The 17251-nt window shown below is 35.9% G+C and carries 12 protein-coding genes; 10 read left to right on the forward strand and 2 right to left on the reverse strand.

Annotated features, from left to right (window positions below):
* Positions 1 to 2 precede the first annotated feature (2 nt).
* Positions 3 to 908 carry a PorP/SprF family type IX secretion system membrane protein gene (locus LNP81_RS20385; RefSeq protein WP_230039032.1) on the reverse strand — a complete coding sequence of 302 codons (906 nt, stop codon included), beginning with the start codon at positions 906 to 908 and terminating at the stop codon, positions 3 to 5.
* A gap of 63 nt (positions 909 to 971) precedes the next feature.
* The gene (locus LNP81_RS20390; protein WP_230039033.1) at positions 972 to 7586 is read right to left on the reverse strand and encodes a DUF7507 domain-containing protein; all 6615 of its coding nucleotides are present in this window, start codon (positions 7584 to 7586) and stop codon (positions 972 to 974) included.
* Between the two features lie 679 nt (positions 7587 to 8265).
* On the opposite strand from LNP81_RS20390, the gene LNP81_RS20395 reads away from it, so the two are divergent.
* From LNP81_RS20395 to LNP81_RS20440, 10 genes are all read left to right on the forward strand, one after another.
* A complete protein-coding gene (locus LNP81_RS20395; RefSeq protein WP_230039035.1) occupies positions 8266 to 9849 on the forward strand; it encodes a helix-turn-helix domain-containing protein in 1584 nt (527 codons plus the stop codon).
* Between the two features lie 48 nt (positions 9850 to 9897).
* Positions 9898 to 10314, forward strand: coding sequence for a hypothetical protein (locus LNP81_RS20400; RefSeq protein WP_230039037.1), 417 nt, complete (start codon positions 9898 to 9900; stop codon positions 10312 to 10314).
* Between the two features lie 34 nt (positions 10315 to 10348).
* Complete coding sequence (locus LNP81_RS20405) at positions 10349 to 11353, forward strand: TQO small subunit DoxD (RefSeq protein WP_230039039.1); 1005 nt, start codon at positions 10349 to 10351, stop codon at positions 11351 to 11353.
* Between the two features lie 241 nt (positions 11354 to 11594).
* Positions 11595 to 12722, forward strand: coding sequence for an NAD(P)/FAD-dependent oxidoreductase (locus tag LNP81_RS20410; RefSeq protein ID WP_230039041.1), 1128 nt, complete (start codon positions 11595 to 11597; stop codon positions 12720 to 12722).
* Positions 12723 to 13436 carry a methyltransferase domain-containing protein gene (locus LNP81_RS20415; protein WP_230039042.1) on the forward strand — a complete coding sequence of 238 codons (714 nt, stop codon included), beginning with the start codon at positions 12723 to 12725 and terminating at the stop codon, positions 13434 to 13436.
* On the forward strand, positions 13433 to 14485 hold the full coding sequence (locus LNP81_RS20420; RefSeq protein ID WP_230039045.1) for a type III polyketide synthase: 1053 nt from the start codon (positions 13433 to 13435) through the stop codon (positions 14483 to 14485). Before LNP81_RS20415 ends, LNP81_RS20420 begins: the two co-directional genes overlap by 4 nt.
* A 295-nt stretch (positions 14486 to 14780) precedes the next feature.
* Positions 14781 to 15218, forward strand: coding sequence for a 3-hydroxyacyl-ACP dehydratase FabZ family protein (locus LNP81_RS20425; RefSeq protein WP_230039047.1), 438 nt, complete (start codon positions 14781 to 14783; stop codon positions 15216 to 15218).
* Positions 15215 to 16498: a beta-ketoacyl-[acyl-carrier-protein] synthase family protein gene (locus LNP81_RS20430; RefSeq protein ID WP_230039049.1), complete on the forward strand. Its 1284-nt coding sequence runs from the start codon at positions 15215 to 15217 to the stop codon at positions 16496 to 16498. Before LNP81_RS20425 ends, LNP81_RS20430 begins: the two co-directional genes overlap by 4 nt.
* Positions 16491 to 16745, forward strand: a complete 255-nt coding sequence (locus tag LNP81_RS20435) for an acyl carrier protein (protein WP_230039051.1) — start codon at positions 16491 to 16493, stop codon at positions 16743 to 16745. The genes LNP81_RS20430 and LNP81_RS20435 overlap by 8 nt, the downstream gene beginning before the upstream one ends.
* The gene (locus tag LNP81_RS20440; RefSeq protein ID WP_230039053.1) at positions 16742 to 17245 is read left to right on the forward strand and encodes a 4'-phosphopantetheinyl transferase family protein; all 504 of its coding nucleotides are present in this window, start codon (positions 16742 to 16744) and stop codon (positions 17243 to 17245) included. The genes LNP81_RS20435 and LNP81_RS20440 overlap by 4 nt, the downstream gene beginning before the upstream one ends.
* The last annotated feature ends 6 nt before the right edge of the window (positions 17246 to 17251 follow it).

The following is a 17251-nucleotide window of genomic DNA, read 5'->3' on the forward strand; positions in this document are numbered from 1 at the left end:
TTTTAGAAGAATCTTGGTGATGTTATACGACGGTAATTATTAAAGAATTCGAATCGCAGGAATATCTCATGTGAACCTGAATTATAATTATTTAATCTCGTTGTTTCGCGGTCATAAGAATATCCAATAAACAATCCGTCGGTTACCTGAAATCCAGCCATTGCACTTAATGCAGCGCTCCATCGATAGGCCAAACCTGCTACGAATTTATCATTGAACATAAAGTTTGCCGAAAGGTCTACTTGAAGCGGAGATCCTTCGACCATTTTGGTCAATACTGCAGGTTTGAATTTAATATAAGGATCTAAATCGAACACATAACCTGCTATTAAATAATAGTTGATTTTGTCTTTGAAGATCGCTGTATCATTATCATCATATCTATTGGTTTCGATAAAATTGGGTACCGATAATCCTACGTACGCTTTATCTGAATGGTAGTATACTCCTGCCCCAACATTTGGCGAGAATTTGCTGTTGAGATCCTGAAATTGAGGATCACCCTGATGTTCTGGCTGCAGTTTGTTTACATCAAGACTAAAAAGGTTTCCTGTTGCCTTGATACCAAAAGATAGTTTGAAAGTTTCAGAGGTTGGAACGGTATAAGACAAATCTGCCGATATGGTATTTTCATTTGTTGGTCCTATTTTATCATTTACCAGCGAAACTCCAAGTCCGAGATTACTATTACTAAGAGGCGTATTTACTGAAAAGCTGCTGGTTTCAGGTGCTCCGTCAAGTCCTACCCATTGGGTGCGGTACAAACCAAAGATGCTCAATGCTCCTCTTGAACCCGCATAAGCAGGGTTTATATTGATGGTGTTGTACATATATTGTGTGTACTGTGCGTCTTGTTGTGCAAATCCTACAGCGGAAAAAAACATAAAAACTAAAACTAATTTTCTCATTTATTTTTCTTTTAATAATGGCTTAGCTTTTAGAGACTAAGCCATTTTAATTTGTTCTAACTATTATTTACTCAGATATAAATATCCTGCTTCCTGATGTGCGTTTGAATCGCTGTCTTTGTACTTAAGAATATAGTAATACGTTCCAACCGGTAATCCGTCTGATTGTTTTACTGTTGTGCGTCCTTCAGACATTCCTCTAAAAGCACGTTCTTCGTTATTATAATTCTCACGCTCGAACACCAAAACTCCCCAACGGTTGTAGATCTCAACTGTATTGTCAGGATAACATTCTAAGCCCTGAATGTAGAAGCGTTCGTTTTTGGTATCTCCATTTGGAGACATCGCATTAAAGATTTTGATTACGCAGCCTTCTATTTGTGAAACAGTTGGATTATTTCCTGAGTTATCATTATCATCAGAAGCATCACTTACAGTAACACCCAGAGGATTTTTTGCAGTTACAAAAGCCTGATTAGAAACTTTTCCTGTATTGATATCACTTTGTTTTAAAGCATAAATTCCTTTAAAACTAATATTATCACTTTCTCCCGGAGATAACGAGATTGGTCCTCCTGTCATAACAATTCCTGGCAACGGATCGTTGATAACAACATTTGTTAGCCTCACATTTCCTGTATTGGTAACAACAAAACTATATGTTATGGTTTCACCTGCTTCGGCATTTTTATTATTGTTTTCATCATTAAATACCGCTGTTTTAACTAAGGCAATTCCTGATTTTTGTTCCAAAGTAGTAACGGTACAAGTAGGACAAGCAGGCTCGTAAAATTTATCTTGTGGAGTTAATGGTGAAATATCTTCAGAATCATTATCGATACTTACTCTATTTGGATCATTTCCAGTAACCAGAGCTAAATTATACACTGCTCCCAAATCGATATCTGATTGCGTAAGTACATAACTTGCTGTAAAAGTTGTTGTATCAAAAGCTAGTGGTTCCAGTGAAATTGGTCCGCCTGTAACTGTAACCATAGGATCAGTTACTACAATATCTTTGATGGTAACATTTCCTGTATTGATTACTCTAAAAACATAATTAATACGGTCGCCTTCACTTACTGATCCGTCATGATTTGCATCTTCAAATATGCCGTGTTTCAATAATTTTAAACCAGGATTCTGAGATAGCTTCGTTATTGTTGAATCATTTTTCCCTGGTAACGCAGGGTCATTACTGTCTGATAAATTAGATATTGGAGTTCCAACAATTGGAGTTGCTGTTACCAAAGCCTGATTGTTGATAGCTCCTGCATCAACATCTGCCTGTGTGATTACATAAGTCGCGCTGAACGTGGTATCGTCTTTTGTGCCAACATTTAATACCGCAATTGGGCCGCCAGTTACAGTAACCATTGGGTCGGTTACAACAACATTGGTTAATTGCATTGTTCCCGTATTTACTACTGAAAAATTATAAGTAATCGTTTCTCCTTTTTGAGCAAAACCATCGCCATTGGCATCATTAAAAGTTCCTTTTTTGATAACTTCTATAGTAGGCACCTGAACTATAACATCTATTGTTGCTGTATCACAAATTAATGGATTGGCAACCTGACAAATACTATAAGTAACAGGATAAGTTCCCGGTGCTGTGTTAGCATCAACGGTAATTGTTCCGTCTGAATTTAAAGTTAATCCTGTTGGAAGAACTGTTGAAGTTGTAAGTGTTACATCTGTCGGTAAAAATGCAACTCCATCCAAAGTATCATTTCCAAAAACAGTTGGTATTGTTCCTCCTGTTGTTCCGTTGATTGGACTTGGAGTATCGTTATCTGCATTGATTGTCGTAACTACTACAGTTGTTGTAGCCGTATCACAAATCAATGGATTAGCAACCTGACAAATACTATAAGTTATAGGATAAGTTCCCGGTGCTGTGTTAGCATTAACGGTAATAGTTCCGTCTGAATTTAAAGTCAATCCTGTTGGAAGAACTGTTGAAGTGGTAAGTGTAACATCTATAGGTAAAAATGCAACTCCATCCAAAGTATCATTTCCAAAAACAGTTGGTATTGTTCCTCCTGTTGTTCCGTTGATTGGATTTGGTGTATCGTTTGTAGCATCGATTGTAGTTACAATTACTGTTGTAGTTGCCGTATCACAAATTAATAGATTGGCAACCTGACAAATACTATAAGTTATAGGATAAGTTCCCGGTGCTGTATTAGCATCAACAGTAATAGTTCCGTCTGAATTTAAAGTCAATCCTGTCGGAAGAGTTGTCGAAGTTGTAAGTGTTACATCTGTCGGTAAAAATGTAGCTCCGTCCATAGTATCATTTCCAAAAACAGTTGGGATTGTTCCGCCTGTTGTTCCGTTGATTGGACTTTGTGTATCGTTATCTGCATTGATTGTCGTAACTACTACAGTTGTTGTAGCCGTATCACAAATCAATGGATTGGCAACCTGACAAATACTATAAGTTATAGGATAACTTCCCGGTGCTGTGTTAGCATCAACCGTTATTGTTCCGTCTGAATTTAAAGTCAATCCTGTTGGAAGAACTGTTGAAGTTGTAAGTGTTACATCTGTCGGTAAAAATGTAACTCCATCCAAAGTATCATTTTCAAAAATAGTTGGTATTGTTCCACCTGTTGTTCCGTTGATTGGACTTGGTGTATCGTTATCTGCATTGATTGTAGTTACAATTACTGTTGTAGTTGCTGTATCACAAATCAATGGATTAGCAACCTGACAAATTGAATAAGTTATAGGATAAGTTCCCGGTGCTGTGTTAGCATCAACCGTTATTGTTCCGTCTGAATTTAAAGTCAATCCTGTGGGAAGAACTGTTGAAGTCGTTAATGTAACATCTGTCGGTAAAAATGCAACTCCATCCAAAGTATCATTTGCAAAAACAGTTGGGATTGTTCCTCCTGTTGTTCCGTTGATTGGATTTGGTGTATCGTTTGTAGCATCGATTGTAGTTACAATTACTGTTGTAGTTGCTGTATCGCAAATCAATGGATTGGCAACCTGACAAATACTATAAGTTATAGGATAAGTTCCAGGCGCTGTATTAGCATCAACCGTAATAGTTCCGTCTGAATTTAATGTCAATCCTGTTGGAAGAACTGTTGAAGTCGTTAATGTAACATCTGTAGGTAAAAATGTAACTCCATCTAAAGTATCATTTCCAAAAACAGTTGGTGTTGTTCCTCCCGTTGTTCCGTTGATTGGATTTGGTGTATCGTTTGTAGCATTGATTCTAGTTACAATTACAGTTGTAGTTGCTGTGTCACAAATCAATGGATTGGCAACCTGACAAATACTATATGTAACAGGATAAGTTCCCGGTGATGTATTAGCGTCAACTGTAATAGTTCCATCTGAATTTAAAGTTAATCCTGTTGGAAGAGTTGTTGAAGTTGTTAATGTAACATCAGCCGGTAAAAATGCAACTCCATCCAAAGTATCATTTGCAAAAACAGTTGGAATTGTTCCTCCTGTTGTTCCGTTGATTGGATTTGGTGTATCGTTTGTAGCATCGATTGTAGTTACAATTACAGTTGTAGTTGCTGTGTCACAAATCAATGGATTGGCAACCTGACAAATACTATATGCAACAGGATAAGTTCCCGGTGATGTATTAGCGTCAACTGTAATCGTTCCATCTGAATTTAAAGTTAATCCTGTTGGAAGAGCTGTTGAAGTCGTTAATGTAACATCTGCCGGTAAAAATGCAACTCCATCTAAAGTATCATTTGCAAAAACAGTTGGAGTCGTTCCTCCTGTTGTTCCGTTGATTGGGCTTGGTGTATCGTTTGTAGCATCGATTGTGTTTACAATTACTGTTGTAGTTGCTGTATCACAAATTAATGGATTGGCAACCTGACAAATACTATATGTAATAGGATAAGTTCCAGGCGCTGTGTTAGCATCAACTGTAATTGTTCCATCTGAATTTAAAGTTAATCCTGTTGGAAGAGTTGTTGATGTTGTTAATGTTACATCTGTTGGTAAAAATGCAACTCCGTCCAATGTATCATTTCCAAAAACAGTTGGGATTGTTCCGCCAGTTGTTCCGTTGATTGGACTTGGCGTATCATTTGTAGCATCGATTGTAGTTACAATTACTGTAACAGTTGCATCGGCACAATTTAAAGGAATATCAACCTGACAAATCTTATAATCGAATGTATAAGTTCCGGCCGCTGTTCCCGCTGCAACATCAACACTACCGTCAGTATTCAAAGTTAATCCGGCAGGAACACCTGATGTTCCCAAAGTTACAACAACGTCTGCAGGAACAAATGAATTCCCATTTATATTATCATTTGCAAAAATGTTAATCACATTAGTTGCTCCTGTATTTCCATTAATAGCATTTACAGTATCATTATCTGCAAAAATTACAGATTTTGTTTCTGTTTCCGTTTCTGTATCATTATCTGTAGCTGATCCTGATATATCTTCAACTGGATTGTTACTGCCGTCAACACCTTTTGCTTCGGCTGAATTAATCACTTTACTGGCTATAAGATCAGCAAGCGTTACAGTATGGGTGGCTGTACTATTTGCTGAAGCACCCGGAAGAAGCGTTGCTACTGATGCTGGAGAAATACTTCCGGAATCTGCATTAGCATCTGTAATATTGATATTAAATACCGGTACTTTACCCGTATTCGTAACGACAAGATCATAAGTGATTACATCTCCGGCTTTATTAAATACTCCTGTTCTGGCTGTTTTCACCAGTTTTAATTCAGCTTGAGGTGTTGCGTTATCACTGTCATTCGTCAAAGTGAGATCAATATTATCACCTTTTATACTTGCTGTGTTCGTAACCCCACCTATAGTTTTTATAGTTGCTATAATATTTAAGGCAGCAGCAGCATTAACGGCAAGATTACCAATGTTCCAAATTCCGGTACTTTGATCATAAGTTCCTGTGCTTGGGGAAGCTGAAACAAAAGTATACCCTGAAGGTAAAGCATCCGTAACAACAACATTTCGGTCTTCATTTGGTCCGTTATTTTTAGCTGCCACCGTAAATACAACTTCATTAGCGGCTGATCCGTTTGCAACTGTTTTGGTGACTTCACGATCTCCACAAACAGCAACATATATTGCAGCCGATTTTCCTGTAACTCCACAATCACGTGTTCCGGTAATCGAATAGTTTCCTGTTTTTTCCGGAATGATAGATTGACTGGTTGCGCCTGGTATCAACACTCCTTCAAAATACCATTGGTAAGGTTCTAATCCAGGATCGGCAGTTATGATGTTAATCGCACAACCATTACTGTCTTTTGTAACTTCAGGCAGTGCCGGGGTTTCATTAAAAGAAGAAAAGAATCCCGACATCGAAAATCCTCCACCTTGCTGTACAATCCCTACATTCATTCTTGCCGAAGAAGTAACAGTAATATTTGCAGGGTTTCCAATTTGTGTGTTTTCAAATCTAATTAAATAAACTCCTGTTGTACCTAACTGGAAACGAAGATTACCTGTTGTGCTCTCAATATTAGTCCCGTTTACATAAACAATCGCTGTTAGAGATTCTACCAGTACAAATCCAAAATAAGGCAACACTTGTTCCTTATACCCTTTAAACTGACTTGTCGAAGTCCATTTTGATCCGGAACATCCTCCTACCGGAAGAACGGTAGCAATATCTACTTCACATGATTGTGCTGTTCCTGAATATACTGCAATAGGTTTATTTGATTCTATTATTGAGGATGAATAACGATTATTAGCATCGCCATGATGAATAGAATGATAGGATCCTCCGCTTGCAAGTGTAAAAGTTGTTGTATTAATAAAAGCTCCATTTGGAGCATAATTAGTTACTGTAACCTGAGTATTTTCCTCAGATGCAATGATGGTAGACTGTTCAGGTAAATTAGCTCCTGTTCCTGCCGTACCACTACCTCTTACTACAATATATTTTGTTCCTAAAATACTTACCGGTGCCATTTGATCTACTGCTCCATCCCCACATCCTCCCGGAGTGTCTGTATAAGCACCAGTATTAGCTACTACCGGTTTATTTGCTTCAAGTAAATCTCCTGTACCCGTAGGTTGAAACAAATAACTTTGTCCTTTATTTAAGAGCACCAAATTGGCTCCGTTTAGCTTTACTTGTGTATTATCATCAATTGCCATAACCGAATACACGGGAAGATTGGCGGCTCCGTTAAATCCTGCAATACCTGCAAAATTACTTCGGTAATATCCCAAACGGAAAGCAGTTCCCCTGCCTTCATTACCAAAACTAACCAAAGAAGCATTTCCTTTAATGGTTTTCCCGTCGGTATCTCCACCACCAGAACTAGCCTGATCTGAAGCTACATTTCTAAGATTTACAGATACTTTTCCACCTGTACATTCTACTATTAAACCTCTATCGTCCTGAATAGTATTAACAGGGTTACTATTTAATAGCCATGGCGAACCAGCGAAACGATATACATTAGGCGCGGCCGAAGTAAGCGTTCGGGTTGCAAGCAATGTACCGTCACTTTTCTTTAAGGTTACCGTGACCGTTGTGGTCGATTCGGTCGTAAGTACAATTTCATTTGCATTACTCCAATACTGCCAAGGTGATGGCGCTATATAGTGACTGGTTGCGTATTGGGCATTTCCCTTAAATACAAAAAAAAGAAACAAAACTAAAAACAGTAGTTTTTTGGGTAATTTTTTTCTCATAGTTATCATTTGAATTGTTATTCCAGATATATTTTGATTTTGGGTGCGAAAGTAGAGATTAGAGCTTCCTGTAAAGCGAGCATTCCTTTTTCGATTACGTAATAGAGAAAATATCTGTTCAGGAAAAAACAGATAATCATTTAACAAACAGATAGTTGCGGTTAAACGATTTTTAAAGCTCTTTAACAAGTAGAATTAGCATTTCATCCCTAATCAGGATTTGAAAAGTAATTACGTGGGGGGCAATTCAGAAGTATTGGATCATTATGCCAGAAAGAATCAATTTCAATTATAAAAAAATATTAAAAAGAGCATTTTTATAAAAAAATTAAACAGTTCTCTTTCTAAATTATTACTGAAAAATTTGTCGAAAAAATTATCTTTGCATACGCTTTCGTTTTTTTTATCACTTATAATTTAGCGCTAAAAACGGAAAGTATTCTCAACATCATTATTCCTGACTTATTTTGTAACGTAATGATTATAAGATGTTACGTTTTCGGAAAGTCCTGACTTTTATCAAAAAAAATAACTACTTTACCCAGCATAATGATTTGATGCAATACATTGATTAAAATCATAGTATTTTTCTTAAAATATGATACAACCTGTATCGATGAAGCGAAAAATCATTTAAAAAAACCATCACCATACAACCTTTTAATTACAATTTACTTACATGCACCTAAAACGTATTTTTATTTTATTTATAGCTGTGGTTTTTCCTTATTTAAGTGCTGCACAAGGTTCAAAATTTGACAGTATTTTTTCAGAAACAGCACAGGTATTGCTGAGTTCAAATCCAAAGAAAGCTCTAAGCAATACCGATTATCTCTATAAGATTTCAACTAACAATTCTGAAAGAATCAGATCAAGCATGCTTAGGGCAACGCTTTTGCGCCAATACGGTATACGCAATGAGGCCGTTGCTGCATTAAAACGTGCAGACAGTTTGGCCATAATCGACAAAAATTATAACATGCAGGCAAGAATAAACGGTTTTTTATCTACACTTTACCGTGAATTCGAAATCTATACCTTAGGAAAAATACACTTGCAGAAAGCTGTAAATATCAGTAAGAAAATTGAAGACAAAACCGACATGTATAAGTTTCAAGGCAACTTGTCTCAGGAAATAGCCTACTACGACATGTACTCTTCGAATTTTTCAAAAGCTATTGAGCATCTTAAAAAAGGCAATCAATTATTCGAAAAGGCCGGAACAACTATTGACATTAACTTTCAAACAGCGGTCAATAACGAACTTATTGCCAAAAACTTTCTTCTATTGCATAAAGTCGATTCTGCATTTTTCTATTTTAATAAAGCAAAAAAAGGACTCGAATCATCACAATCTCCAAATAGTCCTCTCAAAGGATTTATATATAATGGTCTTGCAAATGCTTATACAGCAATGGGCGATTTTAAAAATGCTATTTCAAATTACAAAACAGCCGAGCAAATAGCAAAAGATTCCAATTTTTTTATATTAAAGCAGGAAGTCTATAATTCTTTGTTGGAGTTTTATAAAAAAACCGATAACAAAAAATACATTACTTACAATGAACTCAATGTTACGCTCAATAAAGATGAAGAGCAAAGCCGAAAACTTATAGCAGATGATTTGATAAAAACACTACGTAAAAAACAGTTTGACAACCATTCTGAATATCAAAAAAGTAAGTATCTTATTATTGGCAGCTGTATTTTTATTATCCTAATTATCATTGGCTTATATATATTTAAAAGAAAACAGGATTATAATAAAATTAAAAAATTTATTAGTAAAAGCGAAAACCAGACAGAAACCGAAATTAAGATCGCTCCTAAGAAAGATGTCGCCAAAGAGTATATGTCTGAGGCAACTGAAAGCACCATTTTAGAAAGCATAAAGCAATTTGAGAAATCTGATTTGTATCTCAACAAAGACATTTCCTTAAATTCCGTAGCTGCAGAACTTAGCATTAACCACCGTTATCTATCGTACGTTATTAACAAACATAAATCAAAGGATTTTGCCACTTATATCAATGAACTTCGAATCAATTATATCATTAACCAACTCAAAAATGATCCTAATTATTTAAAATATAAAATAAGCTATCTCGCCGATCAATGCGGTTTTTTATCGCATAGCAGATTTACAATTACCTTTAAAAAAGTTACCGGAGTTTCTCCCCTAACTTTTATTACCTATCTTCAAAAAGAAAACCAGGAGAAAAAACAATTAAATCATGCTGCCAAGACAAAACAGATGAGTTAAAGTAAGCATTGACGGTAAAGTTTACTTTAAAAACCCTATTTTTATAAAATGAAATTAAAAAAGCCCACCATTATTTTTAAATACTTAAAACAGTTTTTACTGTTGGTGGGTTTGGTATATGCTTTTTCTAATTGTCATGTCAAAAAATCTGTCCTGCATTTTGCCGGAATCGATTTTGTAACACTTTCTCAAAAAAGCCTAACCCAATTACCCGTTCATGGATCGTGCAATTTCAGCGTACTTCAAAAGAGCAGCCTTTCAAAAAGTACTGCTGCTGTACCTCAAATTCCTGTAGTTCCAAACACGCCCTCTTTTTGTTTTCAAAAACTGGAAAACCAATTAGTTACTACTTTTCCAATTCACCCGGCTTTCGAATTCAATAAGAGTACGACAAGCTATCCTCCTATTTTTATACGATTTAAAAAACTAAAAATTGCTCTACAGGCCGTATCAGGCACTGTTTAAACAATTATTACTTTTGTAAATTTTATAAAATATCATGCAACATCAAAAAACTTTTGACGTGAATTCTTTTGTTCCGTTAGCTTTGCGTTTAGTCGTGGGATGGACTTATTTCTCTGCCTTTTGGAGGCGACTTATCCTTGAAAACAAATTAATTCCCGAAGAAGCCGGTTATATAGGCGAAAAATTCAATCATTTTTTACCCAATGCCTTGGGAATAAAACCTGTTATAGAATACCTCGTTACACATCCAGATGCTTTATGGATTAATATGGTAGCCTTTACAATTATCGAAGGAATTGTGGGATTGGCCATAATGCTTGGTTTTTTTACACGATTAATGAGCATTGGAATTTTCTTATTAGCCTTAGGAATCTTACTTGCCTCGGGGTGGATTGGAACGACTTGCTTAGACGAATGGCAAATTGGAATCTTAGGATTGGCCTCCGGATTTACGCTCTTTTTATCCGGAAGTACTTACCTTTCACTTGACGGTTATTTTATAGCAAAAAAAGCACGCTTTACACAAACAAAGTGGTTCCGATTGTTGGGCTCAGGAGAATTAAATCTGGCTTCTTATAAACCGTTACTTTTAGTTGGAGCATTTTCTATTTTTGGACTTACTTTATTTACCAACCAATATTTTCACGGCGGTGTTTTTGGAACACTCCATAACAAATCGGTAAAACCAAAACTCGAAATAAGCAACTTAAAAATTGACGGTAACGAATTGATTTTTGACGTTTTTCGTGTAGAAGGAGTTGATGTGTATGGTTCATTTTTAATTGGTATTTCGGTTAAGAACGAATCAGGAAAATACCTATTGCAATTGGACGGAAATGATTTGGCAAAGCTTTCTCCTAAAACCATATCCAATTATTATGTAGCCAAAGTAAAACCCGGAGTTCATAGTTTGGTAATTCCTCTGGGAGCAAAAGCAACAATACGAATTCCGATAGAGAATAAATGGGCTTTTCAAAAAAGTGCTTATACATTGACACTAACGGATATTAGCGGTTTAACATGGACTGAAAGTTTGTGATTGTACTAGAAACGGGAAGTGTAAAGCTTCCCGTTTTTATTTTTAAACTTTAAATACCTTGAAAACTATTAAGCTGAAATTCTATAATCAAAAAATAAAATTATGTAATTAAAGAATTCACAAGTTTTTGATCTTTGTACTAAATAATCCTTTTGGAAATAGATGTATTATTACAAATTTTAAGCAATTTTAATATAAAAATGTATTTAATATTTGAGATATAATAGCTAAATTGCTTAGTATGAGAACAAATTCAGATGTAGTAATTATTGGAGGCGGTCTTGCTGGTTTGGCGGGCGCTTTACATCTGTCTCAAAGCGGATTAACGGTAACTTTAATCGAAAAATCCTCTTATCCGCGTCATAAGGTTTGTGGCGAATATGTCTCAAACGAAATACTGCCTTACCTTAATTGGCTTGATATAGATATTTTAAAACTGCATCCTACCGAAATTTCTAAATTTGAATTTTCTTCCCACAAAGGAAAAATAGCCTCCGCAAATCTTCCATTAGGCGGATTTGGAATAAGCAGGTATCAGCTCGATAATTTTTTATATCAAAAAGCATTAGAAAAAGGTTGCCTTGTAATCAAAGAAATAGTAACAGATGTTTCTTTTGATAATGATTTGTTTACGATCTCTACTGCGAATCAGGTTTTGTCGGCCAAAATAGTATTGGGCGCTTTTGGTAAACGTTCGAATATCGATCAGGTATTATCGCGTGATTTCTTTGTAAAAAAGTCTCCGTGGTTAGCTGTAAAAGCGCATTATTACGGAAATTTTCCAAATGATGTCGTGGCACTTCACAATTTTAAAGGTGGTTATTGCGGCGTTTCGAAAGTAGAGAACGACATTGTTAATATTTGCTATCTGGCCGATTACGCTACTTTTAAAAAATATAAAAATATAGAAGATTATCAACGGAATGTACTTCATCAAAATCAGCATTTAAAAGCTGTTTTCGAAAATGGAACGCTTCTGTTTGACAAACCTCTTACGATAAGTCAAATTTCTTTTGATAAAAAATTACCTGTAGAAAACCATATTTTAATGATTGGTGATACGGCCGGACTTATTCATCCTTTATGCGGCAACGGAATGGCAATGGCCATACACAGCGCAAAAATCGCATCAGAATTAATATTGGATTATTATTCCGGAAAAATAAAATCAAGAGAAGAATTAGAAAAAAGCTATACACAACAATGGAAAAAGCATTTTGGAAAACGATTGCTTATGGGAAGGATTTTGGCTAAAATTCTAAGAAACAAAACAGTCACCAATACTCTGGTTACAATTGCCGTAGCCTTACCTGGTTTATTACCTTTAATAATTAAGCAAACTCACGGCAAACCAATAACCGTAAATTAAATGACCATAGATACTACATACAGAACACAGGAAACGGAGATAATGGATGATTTTTTTCTTGAAGGAAAAGAATTGCAGGAAGCGTTGGATAAAATTGCCAGTATTAACAGGTTATTGGGCGGCAATAAACTCACGCTACACGGACTGAAAATATTACTAAAAAAATCGGATCCGGCTAAAACAATAACAATTGCAGATATAGGCTGCGGTAACGGAGATATGCTGCGTATGCTGGCGAAATACGGTCAAAAAAACAACCTAAATCTTAAACTTATTGGTATAGATGCAAATGCTTTTACTATAAAATATGCCAAAGAATTATCAACTGAATACTCTAATATTGACTATTTATGTGTCGATATTTTCAGCAAAGATTTTAATGCTATTCAATATGATATTGTTTTATGTACCCTTACCCTGCACCACTTTGATAACGATCAGATATTAAATATAATGACTACCTTTAATAACAATGCAAACATTGGAATTGTTATTAACGATTTGCACCGCAGCAAATTAGCTTATCACCTTTTTGAAAAGATCTGCGCTGTTTTTAAATTAAATAAGATGTCGCGCGAGGATGGACTTGTCTCTATTTTAAGGGGATTTAAGAAAAAGGAACTGGAGAATTTCTCTAAAAAACTGAATTTAAAAAACTATACCATAAACTGGAAATGGGCTTTTCGTTACCAATGGATAATTGCTAAAAAATGAGTGTAAAAATTATATCGGTTGCCAAGCAACTACCCAAATATTCGCGAGCAACAGCAGACATACTTCCGTTTTTGGATGTGTGGCTGCAAGATCAGGACGAACGTTTCATCAAAAAAGTAAAAAAGATTTTTGAAGGCGCGGCAGTCGACAAACGCTACTCGATCATGGATCCGGAAGAAGTTTTTACAGCCACATCATTTGAAGATAAAAATGATATTTACAGCCGTGAAGTGATTATTCTGGGCGAACAAGTATTAGAGAAAGCACTTAACAAAGCCGGCTGGGATCCTGAAACGCTGGATTACATTATTACAGTAAGCTGTACAGGGATAATGATTCCGTCTCTGGATGCTTATCTTATTAATAAAATGAAACTAAAACAGAATATCATAAGACTTCCTGTAACCGAGATGGGCTGTGCAGCCGGAATATCGGGTATTATATATGCCAAAAACTTCCTGAAAGCCAATCCGGGAAAACGTGCTGCGGTAATAGCGGTAGAATCTCCAACGGCAACTTTTCAGTTGAATGATTTTTCGATGCCCAATATTGTAAGCGCTGCCATTTTTGGCGACGGAGCTGCTTGTTGTTTATTATCATCCTACGAAGAAGATTACGGCCCTGAAATACTAAATGAGGAAATGTATCATTTTTATGATGCCGAACATATGATGGGTTTTAAACTGACTAATTCAGGTTTACAAATGGTATTGGATATTGAAGTTCCGGATACGATTTCCTCTCATTTTGGAGATATCATTCACCCGTTTCTGAAAAAAAACAATTTAGAAATTAAAGATATAGACCATATGATTTTTCATCCGGGAGGAAAAAAAATAGTCAATACCGTAGAAGCTCTCTTCTCGGGATTAGGTAAAAATATCGACGCTACTAAAGACGTACTAAAACAATACGGCAATATGTCAAGCGCAACAGTATTATATGTTTTAGAACAAATTATGGATGAAAAACCAAAACCGGGAGAAAAAGGACTAATGCTGAGTTTTGGCCCTGGATTTTCGGCACAACGTGTTTTATTGCAGTGGTAATATTAACGAATTTGATTATTGTTATATAAAATTAGATGCGGATTTTACTGATTCGCAAGGCGAAAACGCAGATTAAAACGGATTTTTGCTGATATTAAAAAAAATCCGTTTTCATCCGCGTCTTTACGAAGTAAATCTGTTTTATCCTTGTTCAAATTATACACATATTAAATATGATTTTAAAACATTGGATTTTACTAACATTTAAAAAATCCGTTTTTAATCCGCGTCTTTACGAAGTAAATCCGTTTTATCCGCGTTCAATTAAGCATCAAATTATTAAACAAAACAAATTATGACTTTAGAAAATATTTTAGCAAAGCTGCCTTACAGTAAACCTTTTCATTTTGTAGATGAGCTATTACATGTAGATGAAAACAGTATTACCGGAACGTATACTTATAGTGAAGATCTTGATTTTTACAAAGGTCATTTTAGTGGAAATCCGGTAACTCCAGGTGTTATTTTAACAGAAACAATGGCGCAAATAGGCATGGTTTGTCTGGGTATTTATTTATTAAAGGATACCTTCAATAAAGATACAGTAGTTGCTTTTACTTCAGCAGATATGCATTTTTTAAAACCCGTGTATCCAAACGAAAAAGTAACCGTTACATCGCAAAAAATATTTTTCAGGTTTGGAAAACTTAAGTGTGATGTAATTATGACAAACGAAACCGGACAAGAAGTTTGCAAAGGTGTTTTATCCGGAATGATCACAACAAAATTATGAGCAAAAGAGTTGTTATAACAGGCTTAGGTGTTTCGGCTCCAAACGGGGTTGGAATTCCTGCGTTTACAAATTCACTGAGAAATAGTCTTTCTGGAATTCGTCATGATTCTCAATTAGAAGAATTACAATTTTCTTGTCAGATTGCAGGTCAGCCACCAATTTCAGACGAATTAAAATTAGAGTATTTTACAGAATTAGAACTACGCGGTTTTAATAGTACAGGAATTTTATACGGTGTAATTGCCGGAATAGAAGCCTGGAAAAATGCAGGATTATCAATCGAAAATAACGAAGAACCGGATTGGGACAGCGGAACCATTTTTGGATCAGGAACATCAGGTATCGATAAATTTCGCGAAAGCATTTATAAAATAGACGAATTGCAAGTCCGAAGATTAGGCAGCACTGTTGTGGCTCAAACTATGAATAGCGGTATTAGCGCTTATCTTGGTGGTAAACTTGGTTTAGGCAATCAGGTTACCACAAATTCATCGGCCTGCGCTACAGGAACCGAAGCTATCATGATGGCCTACGACCGTATACAAGCCGGACAGGCAAAACGCATATTAGCAGGAAGTACCGGCGATAGCGGACCGTATATCTGGGCAGGGTTTGATGCTTTGCGTGTTTGCAGTTCTAAATATAATGATACGCCCGAACAAGGTTCCCGACCTATGAGTGCCAGCGCAGCAGGATTTGTTCCCGGAAGCGGTGCCGGAGCTTTAGTAATCGAAGATCTTGAAAGTGCTTTAGAACGAGGTGCTACCATTTATGCCGAAATATTGGGAGGAAATGTAAACTCGGGCGGACAACGCGGTAACGGCAGTATGACCGCTCCTAACAGCACAGCGGTTCAGCGATGTATTACTGATGCAATACAAAATGCAGGAATTTCTGCGACTGATATTGATGCTATAAACGGCCATCTTACGGCTACTACAAAAGACAGTCTCGAAATCGAAAACTGGACTAAAGCATTAGATCGAAAGGGAACTAACTTTCCATATATCAATTCCTTAAAAAGTATGACCGGACATTGCCTGAGCGCCGCCGGAAGTATCGAAAGTGTTGCTACGGTACTCCAGCTTCACGAAGGTTTTTTATTTGGAAATACTAATTGCGAAGATCTTCATCCTGAAATTACGGCCTTGATTGATGCTTCAAAAGTACCTTTAAAAACAATCGATAAAAATCTGAATATAATTGCTAAAGCCAGTTTTGGTTTTGGTGATGTAAATGCCTGTATAATCTTTAAAAAATTTGAAAATTTATATGAATAAAGAAGAACTTATAGCAAAATTGAAAGTGATCATAAAGCCTTACACAACCAATACCGAAGCTTATGACAACCTTACCGAAGACACTGATTTTATTAATGATTTGAATATAAATTCGGCAAACTTGGTAGACATTATTCTGGATATCGAAGAAGCATTTGATGTCGTGATTGATAATACTGATATGGAACGAATGCTCGATGTAAAAACTTCGGTCGAAATTATAGCTGAAAAGCTCGCTGCGAAATGATTGGTAATGATGTTATAGATATGATGCAATCCCGACAGGAAAGCAACTGGCAGCGTAAAGGTTTTGTCGAAAAGCTCTTTACTGCTTCTGAACAATTGCTAATATCCAATACATCAGATCCTGAAACCATCGTATGGCTGCTTTGGAGTATGAAAGAAGCAGCCTATAAAATTTATAACCGCCAAACTAAAATAAGGGAATTTATTCCTCACAAACTGGCGTGTACTATTATCTCAAAAAATGAACATCACGCTACAGGAATAGTAAATTGTCCGGATTACACCTATTATACAAAAACTACAATCTCTAAAGATAGTTTACATACCATTGCTGTTATGCATGCAAATCATTTGGATAATGTTCTTGAAATTGAAAAGAAAAACATTATTAAAGATGAAAACGGAATACCTTTCCTAACTACATCATCAAATGTTCTGAAAGATGTTTCGATAAGTCATCACGGGCGTTTTGAAAAAGTGGTTATTATTGATCACAAATAAAAGAGG

Source organism: Flavobacterium piscisymbiosum (genome assembly GCF_020905295.1).
In the GTDB taxonomy this organism is placed as follows: Bacteria; Bacteroidota; Bacteroidia; order Flavobacteriales; family Flavobacteriaceae; genus Flavobacterium; species Flavobacterium piscisymbiosum.

Excerpts from the sequence above, each read along its gene's own strand:
- LNP81_RS20400 (WP_230039037.1), top strand. The coding sequence starts at position 9,898 with ATGAAATTAAAAAAGCCCACCATTATTTTTAAATACTTAAAACAGTTT.
- LNP81_RS20405 (WP_230039039.1), top strand. The coding sequence starts at position 10,349 with ATGCAACATCAAAAAACTTTTGACGTGAATTCTTTTGTTCCGTTAGCT.
- LNP81_RS20390 (WP_230039033.1), bottom strand. The coding sequence starts at position 7,586 with ATGAGAAAAAAATTACCCAAAAAACTACTGTTTTTAGTTTTGTTTCTT.
- LNP81_RS20420 (WP_230039045.1), top strand. The coding sequence starts at position 13,433 with ATGAGTGTAAAAATTATATCGGTTGCCAAGCAACTACCCAAATATTCG.
- LNP81_RS20385 (WP_230039032.1), bottom strand. The coding sequence starts at position 908 with ATGAGAAAATTAGTTTTAGTTTTTATGTTTTTTTCCGCTGTAGGATTT.
- LNP81_RS20395 (WP_230039035.1), top strand. The coding sequence starts at position 8,266 with ATGCACCTAAAACGTATTTTTATTTTATTTATAGCTGTGGTTTTTCCT.
- LNP81_RS20425 (WP_230039047.1), top strand. The coding sequence starts at position 14,781 with ATGACTTTAGAAAATATTTTAGCAAAGCTGCCTTACAGTAAACCTTTT.
- LNP81_RS20440 (WP_230039053.1), top strand. The coding sequence starts at position 16,742 with ATGATTGGTAATGATGTTATAGATATGATGCAATCCCGACAGGAAAGC.
- LNP81_RS20410 (WP_230039041.1), top strand. The coding sequence starts at position 11,595 with ATGAGAACAAATTCAGATGTAGTAATTATTGGAGGCGGTCTTGCTGGT.
- LNP81_RS20415 (WP_230039042.1), top strand. The coding sequence starts at position 12,723 with ATGACCATAGATACTACATACAGAACACAGGAAACGGAGATAATGGAT.
- LNP81_RS20435 (WP_230039051.1), top strand. The coding sequence starts at position 16,491 with ATGAATAAAGAAGAACTTATAGCAAAATTGAAAGTGATCATAAAGCCT.
- LNP81_RS20430 (WP_230039049.1), top strand. The coding sequence starts at position 15,215 with ATGAGCAAAAGAGTTGTTATAACAGGCTTAGGTGTTTCGGCTCCAAAC.